Source organism: Legionella sp. PATHC032 (assembly GCF_026191185.1).
Taxonomy (GTDB): Bacteria; Pseudomonadota; Gammaproteobacteria; order Legionellales; family Legionellaceae; genus Legionella.
Genome location: NZ_JAPHOV010000001.1, coordinates 2,035,632 through 2,058,575 on the forward strand (window position 1 = coordinate 2,035,632; position 22,944 = coordinate 2,058,575).

A 22,944-nucleotide genomic window follows, 5' to 3' on the forward strand; every position below is an offset into this window, starting at 1 on the left:
TTCTTTATGAATTATTTTTATTCTATTTTGGCATAAAATACACAGCCACCCATTCTGTTCTATAATAATAGAATAAACATACCTTGTATTGAGCGATCATAGTTTGATACAGGCTCTTAACGGAGGGAAAAAACTATGGCCTCAGGTAAAGAAGAATCAACCTTAACTTCTCAGAGATTATCCAAAGTGAAATATTCTCTTGATATGGCGAAATTAATCATTGCATGCAACAATAAAAAAACCATTTTTGGTGACATTAAAGACCAGCAAAATATAGAGCTTGTCAAATTAATCAAAAACAACGATGTAGAAAAGCTTGCTTACTGATTGCATTTCAATTCATTTGTTAAATATCAGTTAAAAAAAGTTATCAAATCAGACGCAGTAGAAATCGGAAATCTCTCAACAGATTTGATTAATAAAGTAAATTCCATTTTGCTGAACTATCTTAAAGAACAACAAATCAAAGTAAAACTAGACAAGTATGTTGCTTCTGATTTTTCAACAAAAGATTACTTAAGATTACATGAGATAGCAGAATCCTTTAAACGTATGACTTTGGGCTCCTCTCCAGTAAAAAGTAATGATGTTTTACCTTTGTTAAACGCTAAAAACCGTCGCCTGAATGCATTAGGCCGTTCTCAAAATTTCGTTGCAGTGAGCTGTGCGAACTATGCTTCTCAATCAACTGTGAGAAAACTAGCTAAAAATATCAAGAACTTAAAAAAGGGCGAGCGCAAGCAATATGTGTATTATCATTTCAATGAAAATCATGCCATTGGATTTGATGTGGAAAAAGACAGCAATGGAGTATATAAAATTTTTTGTTTTGAGTCTGCTGGTGACTTTAAACACTATGAAGCGCTTGACTTATTGTATAAGGACCTGAGCAGTTTGGGATTAAAATTTGAGCTTAAATCCTGCCGGTCTCAACTCCAAAAAGACCAGTATAATTGCTCCATTTTCACGATGTCAGCTCTCAGTGAGTTAGGTAAATACGAGCATGTTTTTGATTATTTACCAGAGCAATATGAAGAAGACCAAGAGCCCAAACATACCAAAGAAGTAAAAATTCCAGTTAGCCTCATACAAGAAAGAGTTGTAAAGCTTGATGCCATGGATAAAATTGGTTGGATTAAACTGGCTGATATGCCAACCAAAATAATAGCGATGAACCAATCATATCATGCCATGGAAGCATCTCTTAAGCAATCAAAGGACTTCGATCTCGACCCAGCTACTTTTTGCAGCTTACATAAGGAAAAATATCATTTTGAGCCGAACAAAGCAGAATCAACCAAATACATCGATCGGCGAAGGAAAAACATTTTTCAAAGGGTAACTCACTCAATCAAAACCATAGAGCAAGAAGCTTACCTGGAATTCCTCAAAAACCTACCACTCCTGGCCTCTATAAACAACGGCGAGGTGCCTGATTTCAAAAAAGAAATTACTGACAATAAATCAATGAGCCTGGATGAGAAACTCGCATACATTGAGAAACTCTTTTTTGTGATTGCCGAGGAAAAGAAGATTCGTCGATTCTCATCGAGTGATGATCTCAAAAATATGCAGCCTTACTATTTAAAGTCTCTATTATTATTGAGAAATGAGTATCTTCGCCTTTTGTCATTAAAACCACGAGAAGATTATGAAAAATATTTTCAAAACAGGGAAGATAGTAACTCATTACTGGGCTATCAACTGGAAAGCGCTTGCAGGGAATTATCTATAGTTGGCACAGAGTCTCTTCAAAGTGTCTTTAAAGAATGCTTTCCTAAAGATTTTGTGATTGAATATTACCATCAAAATAATTATTATGAAGATTTGAAAATTAAGAACCCAATCATGGAGTTCTTTACAAAAACCACTATCCTGGATGCCTCCAAAGTGTCTAAAGAGTTGGCTGTCTTTGAGAAGGAATACGGGAACGGCTCTGATTCATCGTTATTCATAACCACAAAAATACTGGATTTTATGAATGGAGCAATTCGATCATGCGTTTTTCATGAGCATTCAACCTCATTAATAAAAGCCGCATCAGGAATTGAACCCGATGCTTTATTGAAGTCAATCAGTTCATTACCTTCTGTTTCTAATGCTTATATTTTTACCGATGATGGAAAATTTTATTTTTACCATAAAAAAAACACACCGCAACTTAAAGAAATTGTTCTTGACCAACAACGATTGCAAAAAATTATAGAAATAGCCAAAAAAGAAATTAAATGTACTGGGTATAATCCAGAAGAGCAGTTTTCTTTAGGCAATGAAACTGTTAAAGAAGTTTCATCGTTTTTCAGGCGACCTGCGTTAAATCAGATTAGCTTACTCGCTGAATGCGCTCCTTATTCAAATAAAGAAAAGGTTAAAATCTATAATATTATGGAGGTAAGAGAAATCTACCTGCAGTATTTATCCAAGCTTTTGTCCAAAGACAAAATGTTGGCGGCAAAGCATTGGAATGAATGGAAGATATATTTTCTCGATTCTTTAGATGTGATGAAAAAGGATTACCCAATCTCTCAACCAGTACAAGATGTGATTAGGAAACTTGATGAAGCTGAAAAAGAATTTTTAACAAAGAGCCACCAGAACAATCAATCCATTCAAAGCAAAATGCAGATCGCCCTCACGCGAGTCATCGAAAAAACGCACTCTTTTTTTAAATCCAAAACTCTTAAAGACATTATCACTGACTATTATTACAAAGAACCAGAAGAGGTAAGTGACTATGGGGATTCTAGACCCTATGCAAATGAAAATCACGATAATCTCAATTTTAAGCTCAAGATGTTTCATGTTCAAGATCCAAAAAATACCCGTTGGATAGAATACGAGCGTTGCAAGCCCCCTGTGGTACGAAATAATGAATTGGACTGGAAATTCAATTTGTCAATACATAAAGATGATCTACCGAAGGCTTTTCCAATTATTGCAGAACTTGCTACTCGCATGAATCTAGGCGTGTTTAAAGTCATGTCTCAAGGCCAAGCAAATCGCGTACAAAACTCTGCAGATAAAAAGATGATAGGTCGAGAAGTAGTGCTTTATTGTAACCCTAACAAGGAATTTGATGCGTCAAAATGGATAGACATCATTATTGAAATCGAGAACAGTTTGAAAAAAGCCGGGGTAAGAACTTCTACTGACAGTTGCCCATCCTCTAATAAAAAGCTTGGCAAGTACACGAGTTATACTCATGAAGAGTGGACACATAAACGAATGGATATTGCCTTTACTGAAGGGATTGTGGAAACTGCACTGGAGGATGAGGATCTTTTTTCTGACTATGAATACAGTGAATCAAGTGAAGCCCCTGTAAAAAAAACCATGACATCAAAAAAACTAGAGTGATACCAACATTACATAACAAATGCGCTTAAATATCCTGTCATTTTATAGTTCAATAAAGAATAACGTGGTTCTATTCAACCCATTTTATGATGGTGTAGGAAAACCTATTCTATGTTCTTGTTACAATATTGGCTTATGCGTCAAAACCGACTTATATGTCTATGATATTCTTAACAAAATAGGTTAAGTTCTTTTATACATCCTACAATAAAAAAGGAAAAATATAAGACCCATCGATAAAGGGTATTTTGAAAGCCTGAGCAAATATACAGAAATTTATACAGAACATTTGATAATCCACCAAAAATGACCAATAATCAACCATATGGTTTATTTTTACCAACTGAATTGTGCTATAAAATCCCAGTGTAAGACACAAACCCAAGACCAGCTAGGAGGTCTCTATGCCTATCGATATCAAACAATGCGCAAATTTGATGACAAAGATGCCTTTTACATCTAAAAGCGGGAAAGAGTTAGCTCTTGCCTTTAAAACGGACACCACAAAAAATGGGGGTAGTTTTTTTACAGCCAGGATTATAAAAATATCCTCACTTAAGCTAAAAAAATGAATTCATATGCTGCCAAAATTGTCCCGGTAGAAGAGCACATTGCCCAGACCACCTCCCCACAATTTATGTCTGTATTTTTATTGGTTCAAATTTTAAGCATATCAATTGGTGTGCTTTTTCTTTTTGTTGCATTTTATATGCTTTGTCCAAGAAAAAAAGACCAAATGCTCATCCAGGATCAGTTTTTACTTTATTTAATCTTGGGGGTTTTTTTCATTTTTTCCCCTTTCCTGCTTGAATATCTAAAGTAATTAGCAAACGGAGGTCTTGCCTTGGCGCAGACTTCACTTGCTACAATAAATCAGAGAGAATCGAGACGTTAGAGCTTTATTGAAGTAATTTGGCCGCTCTGCTTTAACAAATGCTCACATCTCTTCATGATAATTTCCTGATATTTCTTTAAATAATCTTCTTCGTTATCAATCAAATTAAGTTGGGTTTCTTCTTGCAAAGCAGTTGTTAATTTACCAATCAAATATTTTAAATGGTTAACTACTAACGACCTTGGCAGCTGACATGTATCTGCAAAATCAGCCAACTGATAAGCATTAATATTATCCCCATCAAATTCATCCCCTAATGCCATCGCCAGAGCATGCTCAAATTCAGGATACATTTTTATATTAACCAAATCATAAAATGGCGCCAGTGATATACCGTTAACTCCAACAAAAAAACTGATATTTTTACCGTGAGCGTCACAATTAAATATCAAAACATTAAATAAAACCCAGTCGAGTATTTGTTGCTTGGTTTTGGCAGGATTGATACATTGATTGGCAAAATCAAACAGCTTGGGCAAACTGACTCCATCTCTAATATGAGCCACATCCCTGTTATTTCCAAAATTTTGCTCATATTTATATTCAGGGGGTAAATTCAATGCCTGACACCCGTCTATTAAATGACGCCTCACCACATTAGTGGTAACCCATTTCCTGTCAAAACGCTCCACTAATAAAGCAGGATGCTGACCAAAACGCTTCATCTGGGCATCAGCCACATTCAATCCACAGCGTTTAGCGAGCCACATACTAAGGAATTCATTTAAAACCAAATAAGATAGTTTTTGTGTTTCAAATTTAAGAATATGGGTAGAACACAAGCTACCTTCTCCAAAACCAAGTTGCCCTTCTTTATTTAACACCACATTAATTTTATCTTGTACACCAGCAACCGAAAGACGTGGCTTGCCATCCCAAACGATCAAATCATAGGGATCACGATGATTTAAACGCTCTTCTAATTCTTCATCAGTTATTAGGCGAAAATTAGCATGATCAGGAGTTGCTTGATTTGATGGTAATATCACTAATGACCCAGGTGTATCCAACCCTAAAGCTTGTATAAGTCCAAATGTATTGTATTTACTTAGATGAAAAATATTAACCAGTACTTCTAAGGGATTTCCTTCAGGTAATAAATTTCGCAGAAATCGTTGCACATTTAATGGTGGAATAGCTTCATGCAAAGGCAGGTGTGGAGAAATTGCGTATCCTGTCTGTTGCCAACTGTCATGATAACTCCAATACAGCTGATCCTCGATAAGCGTGATATTGGCTATTTGACGTTCTCCGAGATAAACATCCAGGACTGGCTTATCTCCAGTCATTTTCATCCTCACCATTATCCATCCAAGGTTTTATGTAAAGACTTATTCCTAAACCAGAACAAATTTGTAATACACTTGCCAATTGACAGTTCGATTGCCCGTGCTCGATTTTCATAAAGGTTTCTTTGGCAACACCACATAAAGCAGCCGCATCTTCTAACCGCAAATCGCTTTGGGTACGACGTGCTTTAATGACGTCCCCTAATAATTCCGCAGTTAATGGCTGTTGAAGATTAGGAGTCTTTAATTTTTTTATTTGCTTAGCCATATAATCCTACTATAGTAGACTTAATATGAGATTTCGATTTAATTTATTAATTAATCCTATTATAGTAGGATTAACTCCAAAAATACAATAATAAATCATTAAAATCCTATTGAAATAGGATTTTATATAATATGCACTTTTTAATCGACCTCCTCAATGACCTCTTCACGCCTATCATCTGTCACATTAAATAACCCAGGCCTTCCCTAATTAAGAGAGCATTCTTCTATGAACAACAAAACACTTTAACCCCGCGTTTTATAATTTTCAAAGTTATGGAAACCTTAGGCTCTTGGTTGTGTTAAATGAGTCTAAGCCAATCCATATAATCGATGAAAATTATTTTTCTGCCAATACTACCGTTCCAGGCACTGGATCAGAGGGGGAAATGAATTTGACGGGAATAGGAGTAAAGCCTATTTGCTGCAGCATGATTTTGTACTCATCTGTTGTTTTAAAAACTTCTGCATCAAATCCATCCGCAAAAATATAGCTGTATTCCCAAGTCAGACAAAGATCATAACAACGTTCTTTAAAACCTTCACAAATAGCAACATGGCCTTTCTTTTTTAAAGCATGATAAGCCATATTCAATAATTTCCTTTTTCTGGAATTATCCCAGTCCCACAAAACACGCACGAATAAAATCAAATCAAATCCTTTAGGAAACTGTTCTTCGTTAATAAAATCACCCGCAAATACACTAATGCGCTTCTGTAATCCCATTGCATCTATGTTTTTTTGGGCTATTTTTGCTGATTCAGGTAAATTGTAAACGGTAATTTTTAAATGCGGATAGGCCTGAGCCAGTGCACAAGCAATAGTGCCATCACCGCCCCCAACATCCAACACGGAGCGATATTGATTTAAATCAAGACAAGCCAATAAAGTTTGTATAAGTGGTGTTGCTGTTTTTGTCATCCATGTTTCAAGGAAACTGGCTTCCTCCGCATTTTTCGGTGGCCAGGAAACATTGAACTTTGGATCAGTAAAACGCAATATATTACTTAATTTTTCGTTTGCCATCCTCTGCCAATAAAAATCATAATATTGTTTAAATCCCCAATATCCATCCCCTAACATCAATTGGCTTTTTGCCAATTGATACCCGACCTGTGAACCAACCGTGATTTTTTTTAAAAAATTTTCACAACAAAGTAAATGTAACCATTTTTTTGCTCGAACAGGTTTCAGTTCAAGCGTTTTCATAATGTCATTTTCCAATAAATAAGGTTTGCCATCGAATAAACGAAACAAGTCAAGGTCAAACATAGACTCCAGCAGTTTCATTCTCACCCCGCCTGCAAGGAGTCCATAAAAATACTGACGTGCTTCAATATAATTCTCAGGATTATTTGGCTCTTCACTTTGTGCAACAATTACCGGTTCAGGCAATTTGGCATAGATCATATGATGATTAAAGCCCAACTCTGCAAAAATTGGGTTTCTGTCAACATAAGTAATATAACCTTGCTTTTGTAAATAGGAGACGAGTTTTTCAACCCGGTTATCAATATCATGAACTTCGATGCTCAATTGTTTAATAAACGAAAACTGCTCTGGTTTGATGCTGTTTATTACATCAAGCTCTGCACCTTCCACATCAATTTTTAGTAAATCAATGCGAGTGATCTGGTTTTTTTCAATAAAACGCCCTAATGAAGTGAGGTGGCATCTGACTTTGGTTTCTAAGGTCTGATGTTTATAGTTTTTTTTAATGAGATAATTCCGCAAAAAAGGTAAATATTTTAATTGATAATAAAGCGGCTTGTTTTGAAAAGAAGAAAGCTTTAACAATGTTTCATAGTTTAACAATGGTTGATAATTGGAGATGATTTTATCCGTTGGTTTGTAAGTGGCAGTAACGGAGCTTTCCCCAAAGAGGGTAAAATCTATACTACAATCTTTTGGAACATTTCCTATCCCGGCATTGTAAACATGCACGTTATGCTTAAACCTCGCCAAATTCTTTTTTAAACACTTAAAAGTAGCAGGGATAGGCTCAAAGCTATATATTTCAGTATCATAATGACATTGTTTTAAAGCAAATAAGGAAAAAACACCAATATTCGCCCCGACATCAAAAACAACTGCCCCGGCACTTAAAGTAAGAAAATCCGACAAATAACTCTTCTGATGGAAAATCTCATAAATCAAACCACTGACTTCAAATTCATTAATAAAATACAAGTCTCCAATACTAAATCGTTTTCGTGAAATGTCATCAGGCATTGATTTTTGTCCCTTTAATCAAAATATTTTGTCAATCCAACCAGGATCAAGCGATTTCCTGTATGGGGTGTTTTCCCATGCAAGCAGGAATAGTTATCAACTATCATCACATCCCCTGGCTGCCAGGCTGTTGATACTGTATTTTTTTGTATTGCAGAGTTGATACAATCTGCTTCTTGTTTCGATAAAGGTTCGCCATCACCATAAAAAGCAGTATAAGGATGAAAGTAATTGTGTAACAAGATAAAACGAATAAAAGAACTAGTGATCTTGCTTTTGATGTAATCGCTGGTTCCATTATAATAATGGTTAGCATGGTTACTTTGATTAAACCAGACTAATTTTCCGCTGATTGGATGATTCCGGCACGCAGGAAGCAACTGTTCGGTGATTAGCCCATTTCCCTGAATCCATTGAAATTGCGTCCCCATTTGCTTAAGCATCACTTCCACTTTATTTTTGTCATCCGTTTGGAATCGTTCCATCCATGTCAGGCATCCAGAGTTTTTACCTATTGAACGAATCATTTTGTATTGTATTCCGGTACCGTAATAATGCCTTCGATATAATATCCCTTTAGACTGCAATTTTTTTTGCAAAAACGTTGGTAAGGAAAACCATACCTTGTTTCCATCAGCCAATACAGTAGCTCCACCTGTTTCCGGAGCATGAATACAGTTAAAAAAAATGTGGCTGGGAAAATCCTGGTCATATGATTTTTCATTATGTAAAGCAAGATTAAAGCTTGGATGAATATTTATCGAGGTATAAATATTATCTGTAATACGTGTTCGAGGAATTGGGCAAAAATCATAAGAATAATTTGGCCCCAAATTGCTTGACTGGATCACTTCTAAAAATTGCTCAGCCGTATGAACATGAAACCCTCGCAAGATAATGGCGCCATATTTGAGGAGTTTTTCCTTAAACAAGGTATTTTCTTCTTTAAGAAATTGCTTTAAAACATGAACATTACCTTCTAATTTAGCTTGAGGCTGAATAACTAGAGGTAATTTTTGGTGATTCAAAAAAGCATAGCTAATTTGATGATAGGCCATAAAATTTCTCACTCACAATCCTGAGGTGTACTATCAGACTTTCAGAGTGTAGGTTCTTCCTGATTCTATAAGTGGTTCCCTATGTTTCACCTATATTACAAAAATTACCGCATCATCTTTGATGAATAGTTATATTAAATAGTATAGGCACTGCCCTCAGTCATGCAATGAAAATCCACCTGATTCTCCCCAAGAATCCCTACTCAATCATCCAACTCATCTCCGGATGGCATCAACTTGAACCTTAATAATTTCTAAGCTTGACGAGAACCCATTGCAATTCGATAAGTAATTGACTTACGCTGAAAATAATTCATGTCTGCGCTACCTTTATAATAAAATATACAGGCAAGTTTTAAGCTATAATTTTCTTAGGTATTTTAATCTTCCTGATGACTGCCAATCAAAAATTAGTCCAGGCTATCGCTTGATTAAAATCCCTTTTAGGCAGTATCACCCCTTTATATGGGCTCGCTCATAGCTCATAACTTATAGTGTCAGGATAGCCCCCGGGAAAAAGGAGTAATATGTCTTTTTATCACCTCTTAATAAAAGAAATCAACCACTTGGTCAACCGAATCTATGAGAGGAATTATAATTCAGCAACTCCAGATCAACTGATATGGCAGCATATTCAAGACTACGAGAAACAGTTTCAAAAAAATCAAGAAGCCATCTATTATTCCAAAGAAATACTCGAAGATCTTATCAACAAAAGACTGAGAGCAATATTACTTCACGCAAAATCAAAGTCCCCCTGGTATAAAAAAACACTGGCAAAAATCAACATAGAGAACTTTACCAGAGAACGATTAGGCGAACTCCCTACTATAAATAAAACCATTTTAATGGAAAATTGGGATGCAATTGTCACCGATCCCAAGCTTTCATTAAACCTGGTTGAAAAACATCTGAGTAAAAAAAATGATAGCATTGATACGTTATATTTATTCTCCCGCTATCAAGTCGTGTCAACTGGAGGAAGTAGCGGGAAACGAGGCGTATTTATTTATGATTGGGATGAATGGATTACATTTCACACGGCATTTATCCGCTACCCACTATACAATTATGAACGCACGCAAATAGTAACCGCAAAGCTAAATACAAACTCAAGAATTGTCAGCCTGTTTGTAACAAACACGGCAATTGCTGCCTACTCTTTGGCAAAAACCTTTGGGCGACGTGATGAAAATATGTATTTTCTGCCTATGGCAGTAACCCCATTAAACATAGTGATTACACGTCTGAATCAAATTCAACCCGATATTTTATCTGCTGGCCCTTCCTATATTCATAAAGTATGTCAACTAGTACAAAAAGGACAAATAAAAATTGAGCCCAAAATTCTTTTTGTCGGAGGAGAGCCACTTTTCGAGCAGACCCTGACTTTAATCAAAGAAACCTGGCCTAAAGTGGATATTTTTAATGTATTTGGTTGTACTGAAGGGATGGTTGGGCTAAATTGCCGAGCGAATGTGGATGAGATGCATTTGAATGATGATCAATGCATTATTGAACCTCTGGATGAAAAAAATCGCCCTGTTGGCAAAGGAATCATGGTTTCCAAAATGTATATAACTAACTTATATAATTACACTTTGCCATTAATCCGCTATGAAAATTCGGATGAAATATTATTTTTAAATAAAACCTGCGATTGCGGCATCCAGCATCAGCTTATACAAACTCCTAAAGGTCGGCCTGGATGTGATTTTAATTATCCTGGTAATATTTTTGTACATCATTCGCTTTTCTTGGGAGCACTTTTACCAGAAAAAAATATTCAGGAATACCAGGTCGAACAAACAATCGATGGGGCTAATATCAGGGTTGTAACCACCGGTTTTATAAACAAGAGCCAATTGCAAAAGAATATACGCTTACGATTAAGCAAGGTTGGTTTGATGGATGCCCAAATAAATATCACTGAGGTACCTGAAATTAAATATTTGTATTCGGGTAAGCTGAATCGTTTTATACCATTGAATTCGACTGACAAATCATAGTGACAGGAATAATTTTCTCTATAGTAAAACACCAAGCTGAAAGTACTGTTAACCGCCCCCTTGATTTACTCTTGTTTGTCGATGAGGAAATCTCAAACAATTTAGATACCAAGATCTGTTTAGCTCAATTCCCGTCTGCACGTCTCGAAGCCTGTAAGGGATGGCCTTCGAGACGTGGCTTTTGCCACTCCTCAGGCCGAACGTAACCCAAAATGACATGTTCCTTGCTGCTTAAATTGTATGTGGCTATTAACAAGCAAACCGCAGCAGGTTAACTTTTAACAGGAATAAAAACGAAATATCAACAGAACCCTAATTTTCATCATAGCTACGTAAAACCAGGTGCGTGTTACTGCCTCCTGCGCCATAGCTGGAAACACCAGCCAAATAGTGTTTTTTTACTGTAGGGAAATCTTGAAATTCAGTGGCAATGTATATAGGAGAGTCTTCCAACATAAAATCTGGATTAGGAGTTTCAAAATTAATTGAAGGAACAATAGCCTTATTTTTGAGCATAAGTACTGTTTTGATGATTGAAGCCATACCGGACACGATGCCTGTATGACCCAGGTTACTTATTACTGAACTTATTGGGCACCTGTGTGTCTTTTTAACGTCTTTGAATGCTTTTTTCAGGGCATATATTTCTGTTGCGTCACCCAGTTTGGTTGAGGATCCATGAGCTGCAATATAATCCAGATCACCTGGCTCAACCTCTGCATTTCGCCAAGCAGACTGCAAGCAAGTATATTGGCCATGAACCCCTGGTGCCATAAATCCTTCTTTTGAAGAATTACCATCATTATTCATGGCCGCTCCGATAATCACAGCATGAATTAGATCATTATCTGCAATAGCATCTTCAAGCCGCTTTAAAACAACCAACCCAGCGCCATTTGAGTATAAAGTGCCACATGCTGCAGCATCAAAAGAATGGCAATGGCCGTCAGAGGAAAACAAGCCGTTCTCTTCATAAAGATACCCAACTTCCTGTGGTAAATCGATTAAACACGCACCTGCAATTGCCATATCACATTGATGACTGTTTAACTCTCTACAGCTTTGGATGACCGCGGTTAAAGAAGATGAGCAAGCGGTATATAAATCAATGGAGCTTCCTTGAAATCCAAATTGATAGGAAATATAAGGCGCGATGACTTTGGAATAATACCTTTCTATCGCTTTTTGAGTATCAATCGCCTGGTAGTAGGCTGCTCCCAGGAAATGCGCGGCTGGTTGATTATTTGCGCCAATATAAACAGCCGTATTTTTGATGTAACTATTTGAGTGATTTTCCTGACTTCTCATAGTGCTTAAAGCACGAAAAGTTAAATGGGACATCACTTTGCCTTGAGTACCCAACAATTCAAAATTTTTGCCAGTATTTTCAAACGGAGGGATATCAAACGATTCCAAATCATCTAATATCCCTCTGTAGGGCTTGTAATTGGGATTTGTAATTAATTGCTCTGCAATACCCGAGCGCTGTAATTGCTCTGCGGAAAATTTACTGACCGCTTCTTTGCCAAATCTCAATAAATCCCAATACTCATCGAGATCATTGGCTCCCGGAAATTTTACAGCCATACCTACAATAGCAATTTTGTTGGAATGGTTATTGGCATTCATAATTTATGGCTCCATTTCTTTGGCCGCACTCAACATGTAATAAACTCTAACCAGACGACATAGGAAGGGTTCATAGCAAGAAACATAGTCTACATTATTCCTGCAACCGGCTTTTAATTAAGTATAAGTCATTTTCCTCAATTATTTTTATTTCTCAGATGTTGCCGAAGCTAAATGAAAGTCATTAGTTTCTCTTTGTCTATTTTTCCATTTTCTTTTATTGGAAATGCACTTAACCATAGATAATGCTCTGGTACCATATAGTCTGGAAGCCTGGTTTTTAAAAACGATTTAAGTTCTGCACTCCCCATCTTTGTTTGATTATTATTAGCAATTAGGAACACGACCATTCTATGATCAAGACCCTCTACTTTCTCACAGACAACGACGGCATCCTGGATGTTGGGATGTTCTAGTAAATGATGTTGTATTTCCCCTAATTCAATACGTATGCCATGTACTTTTACCTGATCATCCTTGCGGCCTAAAAATAATAATTCATGATTTTCATTCCAACGCACTATATCTCCGGTACGATACATTTTTTCTCCAGGCAAGTAGGGATTGTCTATAAACGATGCCTGAGTCAACACTGGATTATTTAAATAACCCTGAGCCAATCCAACTCCGGAAATATATAGCTCTCCAGGTTCGAAACCGCTTGAGTTTAGCTGCTCATCTAATACAAAAAATTGAGTATTTTGGATAGGCTTTCCAATTGGCACAGTGCGATAATATTTCTGTTTTTCACAAATAAAATAGGAAACATCTATTGTGGCCTCTGTGGGGCCATATAAATTAACTAATAATCCTTCCTGATCTTGAAATAACTTATTGAATAGATTAACACTTTTGGCATCCAGCGCCTCTCCACTTGAAAATACGTACTTTAAAGAGCTTAAGCGATTTATCGAAAAATCTTGTTCGATGTAACTTAAAAATATTCGTAATACGGAGGGTACAAAATGAATGACATTGATTTGGTATTGCTCAATCATTTGAATAAACAGCTTGATGTCATGTTCTTTTCCTGGTGGCAAAAGTATTACTCCGGCGCCCGCAATAGACCACCAAGAGGTTTCCCAGACAGAGATGTCAAAACAAATGTGTGTTTTATGAAATACTACATCATGAGCTTGCAAGGGAAATGTGTTTTGCATCCATAAAATACGATTAAGCAAAGCTTGATGTGAAATCAGGACTCCTTTCGGCTTGCCAGTAGTGCCTGAAGTATACATCACATACGCTAAATCCTGTTTTTCTCGAGGCAGGTTTAAATTATGGCAATCTTCATCGCTCACACTGGCATGAATGCTTAATACTTGCAACCCCGCTTTTTGGGGCAATAATGAATTATCACTAACAATTAGAAATTTGATCTGGCTGTCTTCAAGGATGATTTGATTTCTTAAGACCGGAGCCACGGGATCTATCGGTAAATAAGCGCCTCCTGCCTTTAATACCGCAAAAATTGCCACCAGCATTTCAAAAGAACGCGTGAGTTGAATGCCTACAATTCCATTTAATGGCAGCCCTTTTCTTTGCAGATACCGTGCATATTGGTTGACTTGTTTATTAAAGGCATCATACGAAATTTGACGATCTTCCAGATAAACCGCTGTATTTTCCGGATATTGCTTTACCTTCTCTTCAAATAAGGAGCAAATTGTTGTGTACTGTTTAGAAGATCTCATTGCTTAATAATACCCTCTATTTATTGATGCAAAGCTTCGAAATCAATATCTCATGCATTTGTGAAGTTCCTTCAATGATTTCCATTACCTTGGCATCTCTGTAATATCGCTCAACAGGATAGGTTTCATCAAAACCAGCTGCGCCAAACAGTTGCAGTGCATGGTTAGATACAAAAACGACCATTTTTGAAGCCGCGTATTTTGCTATCAATGTTTCAGCAATGTATGCTGGATTTTTTTCTTGCCTAAGTTCTCCGGCATAAAAACACAATTCCCGAGCGGCTTTAACCTGCACCACCATTTCAGTTATCATTTTTTGAATGAGCTGATGTTCGTCTAACCTGCGATCGAATTGCTTTCTTTCCTGTGTATAGCTACGAGACGCATCCAGGCAGGCTTGCCCTAAACCAACACATCCATACGCTGTTGTATAACGTCCTTCATCTAAAGCAGTTTGGATAACATAGGTAAAACCGATACCAATACTACCCAGCAGATTTGTTTTAGGAATTCGGCAATTATCAAAAAAAATCTCTGCCAACATATTAGAACGTAATCCTAAAAAGTTAGACATGGGTGAAATCATTAAGCCTGGCGTGTCTTTTTCAACTAAAACTGCAGTAGGTTGCCCCTGGCAATTTGCCAAAACCAAAAACAAATCCGCTATTTGCCCTAAGGTAATGTATTTTTTACTGCCTTTTAGAATGAATTCATCACCTGCATCCAATAACTGAGTTTCAACATGTTCCAAATCACTGCCTATATTAGATTCTGTTAAAGCCAATGCGGCTAAAGTTTCTCCTGAGGCAATTCGGGGTAACCAGATTTGCTTCTGCGCTTTCGAACCAAACTGTAAAAGTGACTTACTGACCATTCCTAATACTGTTAAAATATTTGCCAAAGAACAAAGCTCTTTAGCAAAGGATTCATGCATGATACCAATGGTCAATTCATCCCATTCCTGCCCACCAAATTGTTTAGGAATGCAAGCGCCCAAAAAGCCATTTTGGGCTAAGGTATAAAAAAAATCCCGCGGAATATTTTGTTCTTTATCAAATTTTTTTGCATGAGGGTGAAGCCAATTTTCTATGAATTGATTAAAGAACTGTTGTTGTTTCACTTGTCGAGGCTGATAATTGGGCAAAATTCCTCTCCTTAGTGCCTGTTTGCAATTCTACTCATATTGATAAAATCCTTTTTTTGTTTTTTGTCCAAGAAGCCCTGCATCCACCATATTTCTTAATAACCAGCATGGTCGATACTTTGGATCGTTCAGCTCTGAATAGATTGTTTCTAAAGAATAAAGAACCGTATCCAACCCAATTAAATCAGCAGTATGCAGCGGCCCCATTTTATGCCCAAAGCATTGTTTAAATAAAACATCGATGTCTTCGATTGATGCGATGTTTTCCTGTACCATAAAGATGGCTTCGTTAATAAAAATCATCATGGCACGGTTACTCACAAAACCAACGGAGTCCTTAACGACGATCATTTTTTTATGGGCTTGTTCAAGTAAGGTTCTGGTTTTTTCTATTGTCGATTCGTCAGTATGATATCCCTTAATCACCTCAACCATAGGCATTATCGGCGCTGGGTTCATAAAATGAACCCCTATAACGCGTTGAGGATGCTCTACAAGTGATGCTATTTTAGTAATAGGTATAGAAGACGTGTTTACTCCAAAAATACAGGCGGAACTGCATTGTTCATTTAATACCTGATACAGTGCTTTTTTCAGCTCCCAATTCTCAGTGATACTTTCTATAATATATTCCGATTGATTGAGCTCATCTAATTGTGTTGTAAAGGCAATTGATGCCAGTATAGTTTCAATAGACTGTGTCGATGATAAATTTTGAGTTAATACCAGATAGTGCAAATTTTTAGCTATAGTGGTCTTTGCTTTATCCAATTGAGATTGGAGATTATCAATTAAAGTGACATGAAATCCGCATTGCGCAAAAAGCTGTGCGATACCTGAACCCATTGTTCCCGCACCAAGAAGAGTTAGTTTTTTTTGTTTCATGCCGTTTGTCCACCAAAGCTTATTACAGTCATTCGTATTGGATTATAAGTAAAAGCTCAAATTTGGCCGTTTGTTCCAAATCCTGTATAAAGGTTCTTGGCCTATTACCATTATAGTTTACTGGAAATAAAGTAAGCGATGGCATCAATGCTGGTTAACTGGTTCGGATCAAATTCACCGACCTCCAGATCAATTTTATATTTCTTCTCTATAAAAACTAATAATTGAATGAAAAATAAAGAGTGCATTGCACCTGTGTCAAAAATATTATCCGAATAACCAATATCCTTAATTCGAAAAGAATTGAGTAAAAATAGTTTTACTTCATTTTTAATGCGTTCAACTTCCATCAAATCTTCCTGTTTTATAAGAATAGACTTATTCAGATATGGGTAATGGAATTATTCATAATAATATTTTTTCCAGGAAAGTCAAAATGCTTAACAAATACTTAGAAAGGAAACGCATCAAAGGACAATGACTCGACATCATTTTCATTATAGTTACCTGCTATACTTGCTGATACAGAGTGGAATGATAAGGACATCCATGAAGCAAACGGCTATTGTACTTCAGGGAGGCGGAGCACTGGGAGCTTATGAGCTAGGTGTATTAAAATACCTCTATGCCTCAGCCAATTTTTCGCCGAACATTATTTCAGGCGTTTCTATTGGGGCTATCAATGCAGCGGCACTGATTGGGGCGAAAGACGATCCTATCCAGACTCTGGAAGCAATCTGGGAGGAACTGACGGTTTTTTCTGCCCAGATATTCCCCGACAATACGGAATCTTTTCTCTCACTTTTTGGTAATGCGGCATTTTATCATTTGCGCACTGATTATTGGTCAATGCCTTATTGGACCAGTTTTTATAACACAACGCCTCTACAGCAATTATTGTTAAAATACATTGATTTTGAAAAACTGAATAACAGCCCAATCCATTTAATTCTCACAGCAACAAATGTTGCAACAGGTAAAAGCAGCGTTTTTGAGAATCAGGGTAATAACCGTACAGAAATTACCCCATTGCATGTATTGGCCAGCGGCAGTTTGCCTCCCGGCTTTCCCATGACACTCATTGGGAATACCCATTATTGGGACGGTGGTTTATTTTCAAATACTCCGTTATCTCCGGTTCTGGAAAAACTCAATCCTAATCCAAACATTGAAAAGCAAATTATTGTGATTAATCTTTTCCCCAGTCAGGGAAAAATACCGACGAATATACCTGAGGTTTTTGATAGAGTATTTGAAATCATTTTTTCCAATAAAATCCGTTTTAATACCGAATTAACTGAAAAAATTAATGAGTATGTTGAAACAATACAGGAAATTGAAAAGATAGTTCCAGAAAATAGCTTTATAAGACAACTCCCAGGCTATAAACGACTGCTTAATTACAAATATATTCAAGATATAATTTATATAGAAAGCTCAGACGCTGAAAATACAACCGCCTCTTTTGATTTTTCCCGTAAATCGATACAAAGGCGTATTGAAGCTGGATATAAAGATGCTCACAGAATTTTAAGTTAAATCATTTAACTTGAATTCTAGTTCTTGTATCCTTGCCTCAGCATTCTTCAACTGCTCAGCGAATATCTTAATACGATTCTCAGGACCTCTCCTATCAAAAAAATTCTTTGCAACTTCGTCGCTTTTTTCGTAAAGATCAACAAAATCTTGAAATAGCTGTTCTCTATTCTGCTGGTTTTTAAATCTAACTACGTTGTGCTGTAATAAAAAATGAAGAACTTTAACCGTGTTTCCATGTAAATCACCAATAGTAATGGAACCTAAATTGTCTTTAGGTTCTTTAGGATGCTGATAAATATCTATATTTTCAGTAATAATTTTATTGGCCATAAGGAATACTCCAAAAAGCCTAATTAATTATGACAGTCAATAATTTAAAAAACATTAAGCAATTCAGGTGGATTTTTGAGGAAATTCGCTATTAATACAATAAATGTACGTTAGTATGAAAACAATTTAAAGTGCTCACACTTTGATCTGGAAATTTGTTAGGAGATATACTAGAGCTTGATTGAAAGTGAATTACTTTCAATCAAGCTCTAATAAGTTGTAGACATCAAGGCATTTTTAGTCATGAAGCGACCAAAAATGATTTGGCCCTGTTTGCAGCTGTCATGACATTTCATCGATTATAAACTTAGGACTATACCTTGCTCCGGTTTAATTAATTCTATGCCAATATCATTTTCCTGAGACAATTCGTTTATAACCTGTTTTTCTGTATCTTCATTAGAGTTTGAAAAGTCAACTAACCTGGGTTTGATGTGCGTAACAACAACAGGTAAGCCTTGTAGTGAGTTTCTTAAATCTGAAGGATCAACAATCGATGCTAATTTTCGCAACTCCAACATAAATAGGTTTGGTTTTAAATGACCAAATAATTTGTCATCCGGTTGTGAATTTAAAAATGAACACTCCAGCATGATGGCATGAAGCTGTTTATTTCTTATGAGTGGCGCAATTTCTTTCCAAATATTCTCCAGGCTTGTTGATTTTTCAATGTGATCAGCACCAGTATCACCAAAATAGAGGATGTACTCAGTCCCATAACGGATTAAAAATGCGCTTGATGCCATTCCACCATGACTTAAAGGGAACACTTTAACGTGTAGCTTAGTATCAGGAATAGCAACCCATTGGAGTAATGGCATAGTTTGATAATGCTGAAAATTCAAATGAGGAGTTTCCCCGCTATCTCCAAAATTTCCCCAGACAGACCAATTAAAAATATTTTTCTGCAATGCCTGCATTGTTTCTTCACGTGCCATAATGGTTTGCTTTTCTCGCAATTCGGGTTGCGCCATCACAAGCCCCATAACATGATCAAGATGGGCATGAGAAATAAGGTAGGCTGGAATATGTTTTTGCAGCAAATCGTCAACCTTTTTATTAGGCAGGGATTGTCTATCGACTGCGACTTCAAGCCCATGCACCAAAGTGCCCCCATCAAGAGCCGTATAATTTTTACTTTCGATAGCCTTTATTAAATAAGCTGATAAATTTCCATCTTTCAAACCACCATAAACTCCAAGAGGAAGAATTTCAAAAACAGGCGCACAACATCCCGCATTAGATAATAAAACAATAAACATGGTAATCAATAAACGGCGCATGAGAGTTTCCTTTCAAATGATTCAGGTAAGTTTGTAAAATAATACAGTATTCAACCTTGCTTCAATCACCGTATTTATACGGTAGAAGATCAGCATCATAATGATTAAAGTGACCTTACAATAGCCGCTTGCTGTAGTCTTGCAGGAAAGTAATTGTGATAACCATTTAACACTGCTTTTACCAGTATTTCAGCCTTATTCCGCAATCCATTTTATTCTTAATATTTTCTATGTACGACTCTATAGTCCGTTTGGATAGAGAAAGCAAAGCACCTATTTCTTTTGCGGATTTCCCCCTTATTAATAAAAACACACATTCATGCTCACGGTCTGTTAATCCATAGATATTTTTATTATCATTCAGCGTGTAATGATGGCTACTTAACTGCCTGTTATCATCAAAATCCTTTAAAGCTCTATACACTTCATTCTTGGGATAAGGATGGCAATAATAAATCAATCCCGTCACCTTATTCTCCTGGTCTGTTAAAGGACATTTTTCCAACAGGAAAACTTCACTAGTTCTTGAATCGAAATGCACTGTTGCTATTTTTTCGCCATTTAATACGCTCAAATCTTGCTGCTGGAACATTTTATTCTCTTCAGTAGCCCAAGGTGACAGGTCCTCGTCTGTTTGACCTGCAAGCTCTTCTATATCACGAAATCCTTTCAATTCCAGCAACGCTTTGTTTGCGCCTAAATAGTGTAGGTTTAAATCCTTCCAGCCAATATAGCCTGAGAGATGATTAAGTAATGATATTTCAGGAACTGGCACTAGTCCTATCCTCCAATGACTGCTCATTTCGAACACGGATTATTAAACGATTGGGGTACAATTTTCAAGGAAGGTTGGCCGAATCGGCTGCTTATATCACAGAGCCGAGTCTAATCAATCGTTGTCTTTAAAGAAAGGCAAGCATTTTATTGTCATTTCTAAACTCTGGGATGGAGTTGAAATAATGGGCTCTTAACTACAGGCTTTTTTAATAGCTATCAGCACGTCGAATTTATGAAAGCCCAATTCATATGAAACCACTCTGTAAACTACCCTGGTTTAATACCTGGTCTCCTCTCTCCAACTTTAGCCACTGTATTTTCACTATACACTCCTTAGTGAGACTTAAGTGTACTTTTTGTGATCTCTGTTTCATGAACAACTAGCTCTATTGTTTGCCCAAAAGCAAGGAAGGATAAAACATAGAGAGACTGAAGTTACCAAATTGTTTGCGAAAAATACAAAACTCATATCCCTGACGACATATAACTTACATCGTATGTAACGCGCTCATCTATTTCAATGAAATAATCTTCCATGTCGCAAATTCGAGCTAAACGTTAAGAAATTATTAAGATCATTTGATTAAAATAATAATAATTAGAAATATAATTAGCCTGAGGATCTTGAAATGTTTTTTAAACGTGAAAAATATACTGCTACATCTTTCATAGCAATTTTAGAAAAATACGATAATAACCCTGTTAACCAGAATATTGCTTCTTCATATGATGAAGAACTTCATACACCTGCTGTTTTAACAAAGTATTTAAGTCGGGATATCAAATTTCTTGTAGCAATTTTAGAAGCGAATAAAGGCCATTTCGCAAAAGACGGTGAATTGTATAAAAACATCACTGACGCTCTGCGATTCGCTGAATATGATCTGGAAAGAGCCCAAAATAATTTGAATAGCTTATATTCAAAACGAAAAAAGACTAAAAACAAGAACGATATAAATCTTGAATCAGAATGGAATGCAGCAAATGATGCATTAAAGCAATGTCAGACTCATTTTCACAGAATGCAATCATTCAAAAATTGGCTTGACGAAACAGAGGAAGAATATTTAGATAAAGACATATGTAAACATTTAAAGTCGAATATAAAAATTCTCCAAAACCTGGCTGATGAGATCGCTAATTTGACAAAAAAAGCAAACTTGATATATCAAAAATATAACGATTTTTGGGGAAAAAACCAAGAACACATAGAAGAAAAATTAGCTTCCAAAGGCCAGAAAATTGATAAAAAGGATATCGAGAAATTTGAAAAAATAACATCAAACCTGGTCAAGCTATATGATGGCTTACCTGCACAACATCAATTTTTAGATGATTTTTTACAGAACGCCTATTTAACCATGTCAAAACCCAAAAGTTTGACTTAATTTATAACAGCAACTTGCTGGAGTCTTACGGGATGTAGTTGTGTCAAATTAAGTCAAAACTAATTCAGTTGAGGACATCTTGGCAGAGATTAATGACATTACATCACGTCTCCCCCCCTCATAATAGAAAAAGCTTTCTTTTTTCTCTGCCAGTTTTTTGCCAGCAAATAACAAAGCTCCTAAGTGCTGCTTCTTAAGTCGATTAAACTCTTCTGATACCGCTTTGTCATATTCACTGCTTCCCAAAACATAATGATGACTAGTATCAAATAGTAATCGAGCAAACTCTTTGGCACTGCAACCGCACTTTTCCAACTTATTTTCCGCAATATTAATGGTTAATTTACCCTCGATTTGCTTAAATAATTCAGCTAACTCTTTCCCGCTTTTAGTGCCAAGGAAATTGTGGCTTAAATTAAGATGAGTAATTCCTGTATGATTCACTGCTTTCAACATAACAAACAGATCGGTTTTTGCCATTTTTCCAAAGTTATTCCAACTCAAATCAAGATAGGTGATCCCAGAGTCTTTAAGAGCACTCAACATAATTGATAACTCAGGCCCCTTCCTTTCACCAAGTTTATTGCCATACAAATCAAGATGAGTAACGCCAGAATCCTTGAGAGTACTCAGTATATCGAACAACTCCGATTCCGTCTTCATCCCAAGGTCATTCTCAGCCAAACTAAGTGATGTGACTCCAGAACCTTTGATTGCATTCAGAATTTCAACCAATTCAGCCCCAGATTTTTCTCCAAAGTCATTCCCGCTTAGATCAAGATGGGTGATTCCAGAACCTTTAAGAGCGCTCAGCATAACAACCAAATCTGTTGCTGTCTTTTTATCCAAATTATTTAAACTTAAATCAAGATGAGTAACTCCAGAATTTTTGAGGGCACTCAATATTGCAGCCAATTCAGTACCCGTCCTTTTATCAAACTCATTCCCACTCAAATCAAGATGGGTAATTCCGGAATCTTTTAGTTTTTGTAGTTCAGCGATTATTTCCATTGTTGGTTTTTGCAAAAAATTTAGTTCTAGTTTCATGGCTAGATTTCCCATAGCTAAGTGGATGAACTATATTAATGGAATTTAATTCTCATTATGATCTTAATTTGCCCAAATTTAACAATTAAAACCTTATGTGTCAAATGTTAATTCTATTTA

19 protein-coding genes are annotated in these 22,944 nt (G+C 36.4%); 6 read left to right on the forward strand and 13 right to left on the reverse strand.

Annotated elements, in window-relative coordinates:
* The first annotated feature begins 135 nt into the window (after positions 1-135).
* The 3 genes from OQJ02_RS09175 (at position 136) to OQJ02_RS09185 (ending at position 3,929) form a co-directional block, all read left to right on the forward strand.
* Positions 136-327 (forward strand): hypothetical protein, encoded by a 192-nt coding sequence (locus tag OQJ02_RS09175; protein ID WP_265718879.1) that lies wholly within the window; start codon positions 136-138, stop codon positions 325-327.
* Between the two features lie 84 nt (positions 328-411).
* Positions 412-3,357, forward strand: a complete 2,946-nt coding sequence (locus OQJ02_RS09180; protein ID WP_265718880.1) for a hypothetical protein — start codon at positions 412-414, stop codon at positions 3,355-3,357.
* Positions 3,358-3,761: 404 nt separating this feature from the next.
* Entirely contained in the window at positions 3,762-3,929 is a 168-nt protein-coding gene (locus OQJ02_RS09185) for a hypothetical protein (protein ID WP_265718881.1), read from the forward strand.
* Between the two features lie 319 nt (positions 3,930-4,248).
* Here OQJ02_RS09185 and OQJ02_RS09190 read toward each other — a convergent pair whose 3' ends face one another.
* The 4 genes from OQJ02_RS09190 to OQJ02_RS09205 all read right to left on the reverse strand — a co-directional run bounded on the left by OQJ02_RS09190 (position 4,249) and on the right by OQJ02_RS09205 (position 9,099).
* Entirely contained in the window at positions 4,249-5,541 is a 1,293-nt protein-coding gene (locus tag OQJ02_RS09190; RefSeq protein WP_265718882.1) for a HipA domain-containing protein, read from the reverse strand.
* Complete coding sequence (locus OQJ02_RS09195; RefSeq protein ID WP_062726983.1) at positions 5,528-5,809, reverse strand: helix-turn-helix domain-containing protein; 282 nt, start codon at positions 5,807-5,809, stop codon at positions 5,528-5,530. Before OQJ02_RS09195 ends, OQJ02_RS09190 begins: the two co-directional genes overlap by 14 nt.
* Positions 5,810-6,148: 339 nt before the next feature.
* Complete coding sequence (locus tag OQJ02_RS09200) at positions 6,149-8,041, reverse strand: FkbM family methyltransferase (RefSeq protein ID WP_265718883.1); 1,893 nt, start codon at positions 8,039-8,041, stop codon at positions 6,149-6,151.
* 14 nt (positions 8,042-8,055) lie between these two features.
* Entirely contained in the window at positions 8,056-9,099 is a 1,044-nt protein-coding gene (locus OQJ02_RS09205; protein WP_416209896.1) for a TauD/TfdA family dioxygenase, read from the reverse strand.
* Positions 9,100-9,626: 527 nt separating this feature from the next.
* On the opposite strand from OQJ02_RS09205, the gene OQJ02_RS09210 reads away from it, so the two are divergent.
* Positions 9,627-11,108 carry a phenylacetate--CoA ligase family protein gene (locus tag OQJ02_RS09210; RefSeq protein WP_265718885.1) on the forward strand — a complete coding sequence of 494 codons (1,482 nt, stop codon included), beginning with the start codon at positions 9,627-9,629 and terminating at the stop codon, positions 11,106-11,108.
* A gap of 312 nt (positions 11,109-11,420) precedes the next feature.
* Here OQJ02_RS09210 and OQJ02_RS09215 read toward each other — a convergent pair whose 3' ends face one another.
* From OQJ02_RS09215 to OQJ02_RS09235, 5 genes are all read right to left on the reverse strand, one after another.
* Positions 11,421-12,737 carry a beta-ketoacyl synthase N-terminal-like domain-containing protein gene (locus OQJ02_RS09215; protein WP_265718886.1) on the reverse strand — a complete coding sequence of 439 codons (1,317 nt, stop codon included), beginning with the start codon at positions 12,735-12,737 and terminating at the stop codon, positions 11,421-11,423.
* 170 nt (positions 12,738-12,907) lie between these two features.
* The gene (locus OQJ02_RS09220) at positions 12,908-14,431 is read right to left on the reverse strand and encodes an amino acid adenylation domain-containing protein (protein WP_265718887.1); all 1,524 of its coding nucleotides are present in this window, start codon (positions 14,429-14,431) and stop codon (positions 12,908-12,910) included.
* 16 nt (positions 14,432-14,447) lie between these two features.
* Complete coding sequence (locus OQJ02_RS09225) at positions 14,448-15,575, reverse strand: acyl-CoA dehydrogenase family protein (RefSeq protein ID WP_265718888.1); 1,128 nt, start codon at positions 15,573-15,575, stop codon at positions 14,448-14,450.
* 30 nt (positions 15,576-15,605) lie between these two features.
* A complete protein-coding gene (locus OQJ02_RS09230; protein ID WP_265718889.1) occupies positions 15,606-16,460 on the reverse strand; it encodes a 3-hydroxyacyl-CoA dehydrogenase family protein in 855 nt (284 codons plus the stop codon).
* A 110-nt stretch (positions 16,461-16,570) separates the two neighbouring features.
* Positions 16,571-16,810, reverse strand: coding sequence for a phosphopantetheine-binding protein (locus tag OQJ02_RS09235; protein WP_265718890.1), 240 nt, complete (start codon positions 16,808-16,810; stop codon positions 16,571-16,573).
* A gap of 199 nt (positions 16,811-17,009) precedes the next feature.
* Here OQJ02_RS09235 and OQJ02_RS09240 point away from each other — a divergent pair, with 199 nt between their 5' ends.
* Complete coding sequence (locus tag OQJ02_RS09240) at positions 17,010-17,999, forward strand: patatin-like phospholipase family protein (protein ID WP_265718891.1); 990 nt, start codon at positions 17,010-17,012, stop codon at positions 17,997-17,999.
* Here the strand turns inward: OQJ02_RS09240 and OQJ02_RS09245 are convergent.
* From OQJ02_RS09245 to OQJ02_RS09255, 3 genes are all read right to left on the reverse strand, one after another.
* Positions 17,991-18,329 (reverse strand): hypothetical protein, encoded by a 339-nt coding sequence (locus tag OQJ02_RS09245; RefSeq protein ID WP_265718892.1) that lies wholly within the window; start codon positions 18,327-18,329, stop codon positions 17,991-17,993. The two genes, OQJ02_RS09240 and OQJ02_RS09245, sit on opposite strands and share 9 nt — an antisense overlap.
* Before the next feature lie 299 nt (positions 18,330-18,628).
* Positions 18,629-19,612: an MBL fold metallo-hydrolase gene (locus tag OQJ02_RS09250; RefSeq protein WP_265718893.1), complete on the reverse strand. Its 984-nt coding sequence runs from the start codon at positions 19,610-19,612 to the stop codon at positions 18,629-18,631.
* Between the two features lie 178 nt (positions 19,613-19,790).
* A complete protein-coding gene (locus OQJ02_RS09255) occupies positions 19,791-20,387 on the reverse strand; it encodes a PAS and helix-turn-helix domain-containing protein (protein WP_265718894.1) in 597 nt (198 codons plus the stop codon).
* Positions 20,388-21,018: 631 nt separating this feature from the next.
* Between OQJ02_RS09255 and OQJ02_RS09260 the strand changes: the two genes are divergently transcribed.
* Entirely contained in the window at positions 21,019-21,777 is a 759-nt protein-coding gene (locus OQJ02_RS09260) for a hypothetical protein (protein WP_265718895.1), read from the forward strand.
* A 48-nt stretch (positions 21,778-21,825) separates the two neighbouring features.
* On the opposite strand, the gene OQJ02_RS09265 is transcribed toward OQJ02_RS09260, so the two are convergent.
* On the reverse strand, positions 21,826-22,839 hold the full coding sequence (locus tag OQJ02_RS09265; protein WP_265718896.1) for a hypothetical protein: 1,014 nt from the start codon (positions 22,837-22,839) through the stop codon (positions 21,826-21,828).
* Positions 22,840-22,944: the final 105 nt, after the last annotated feature.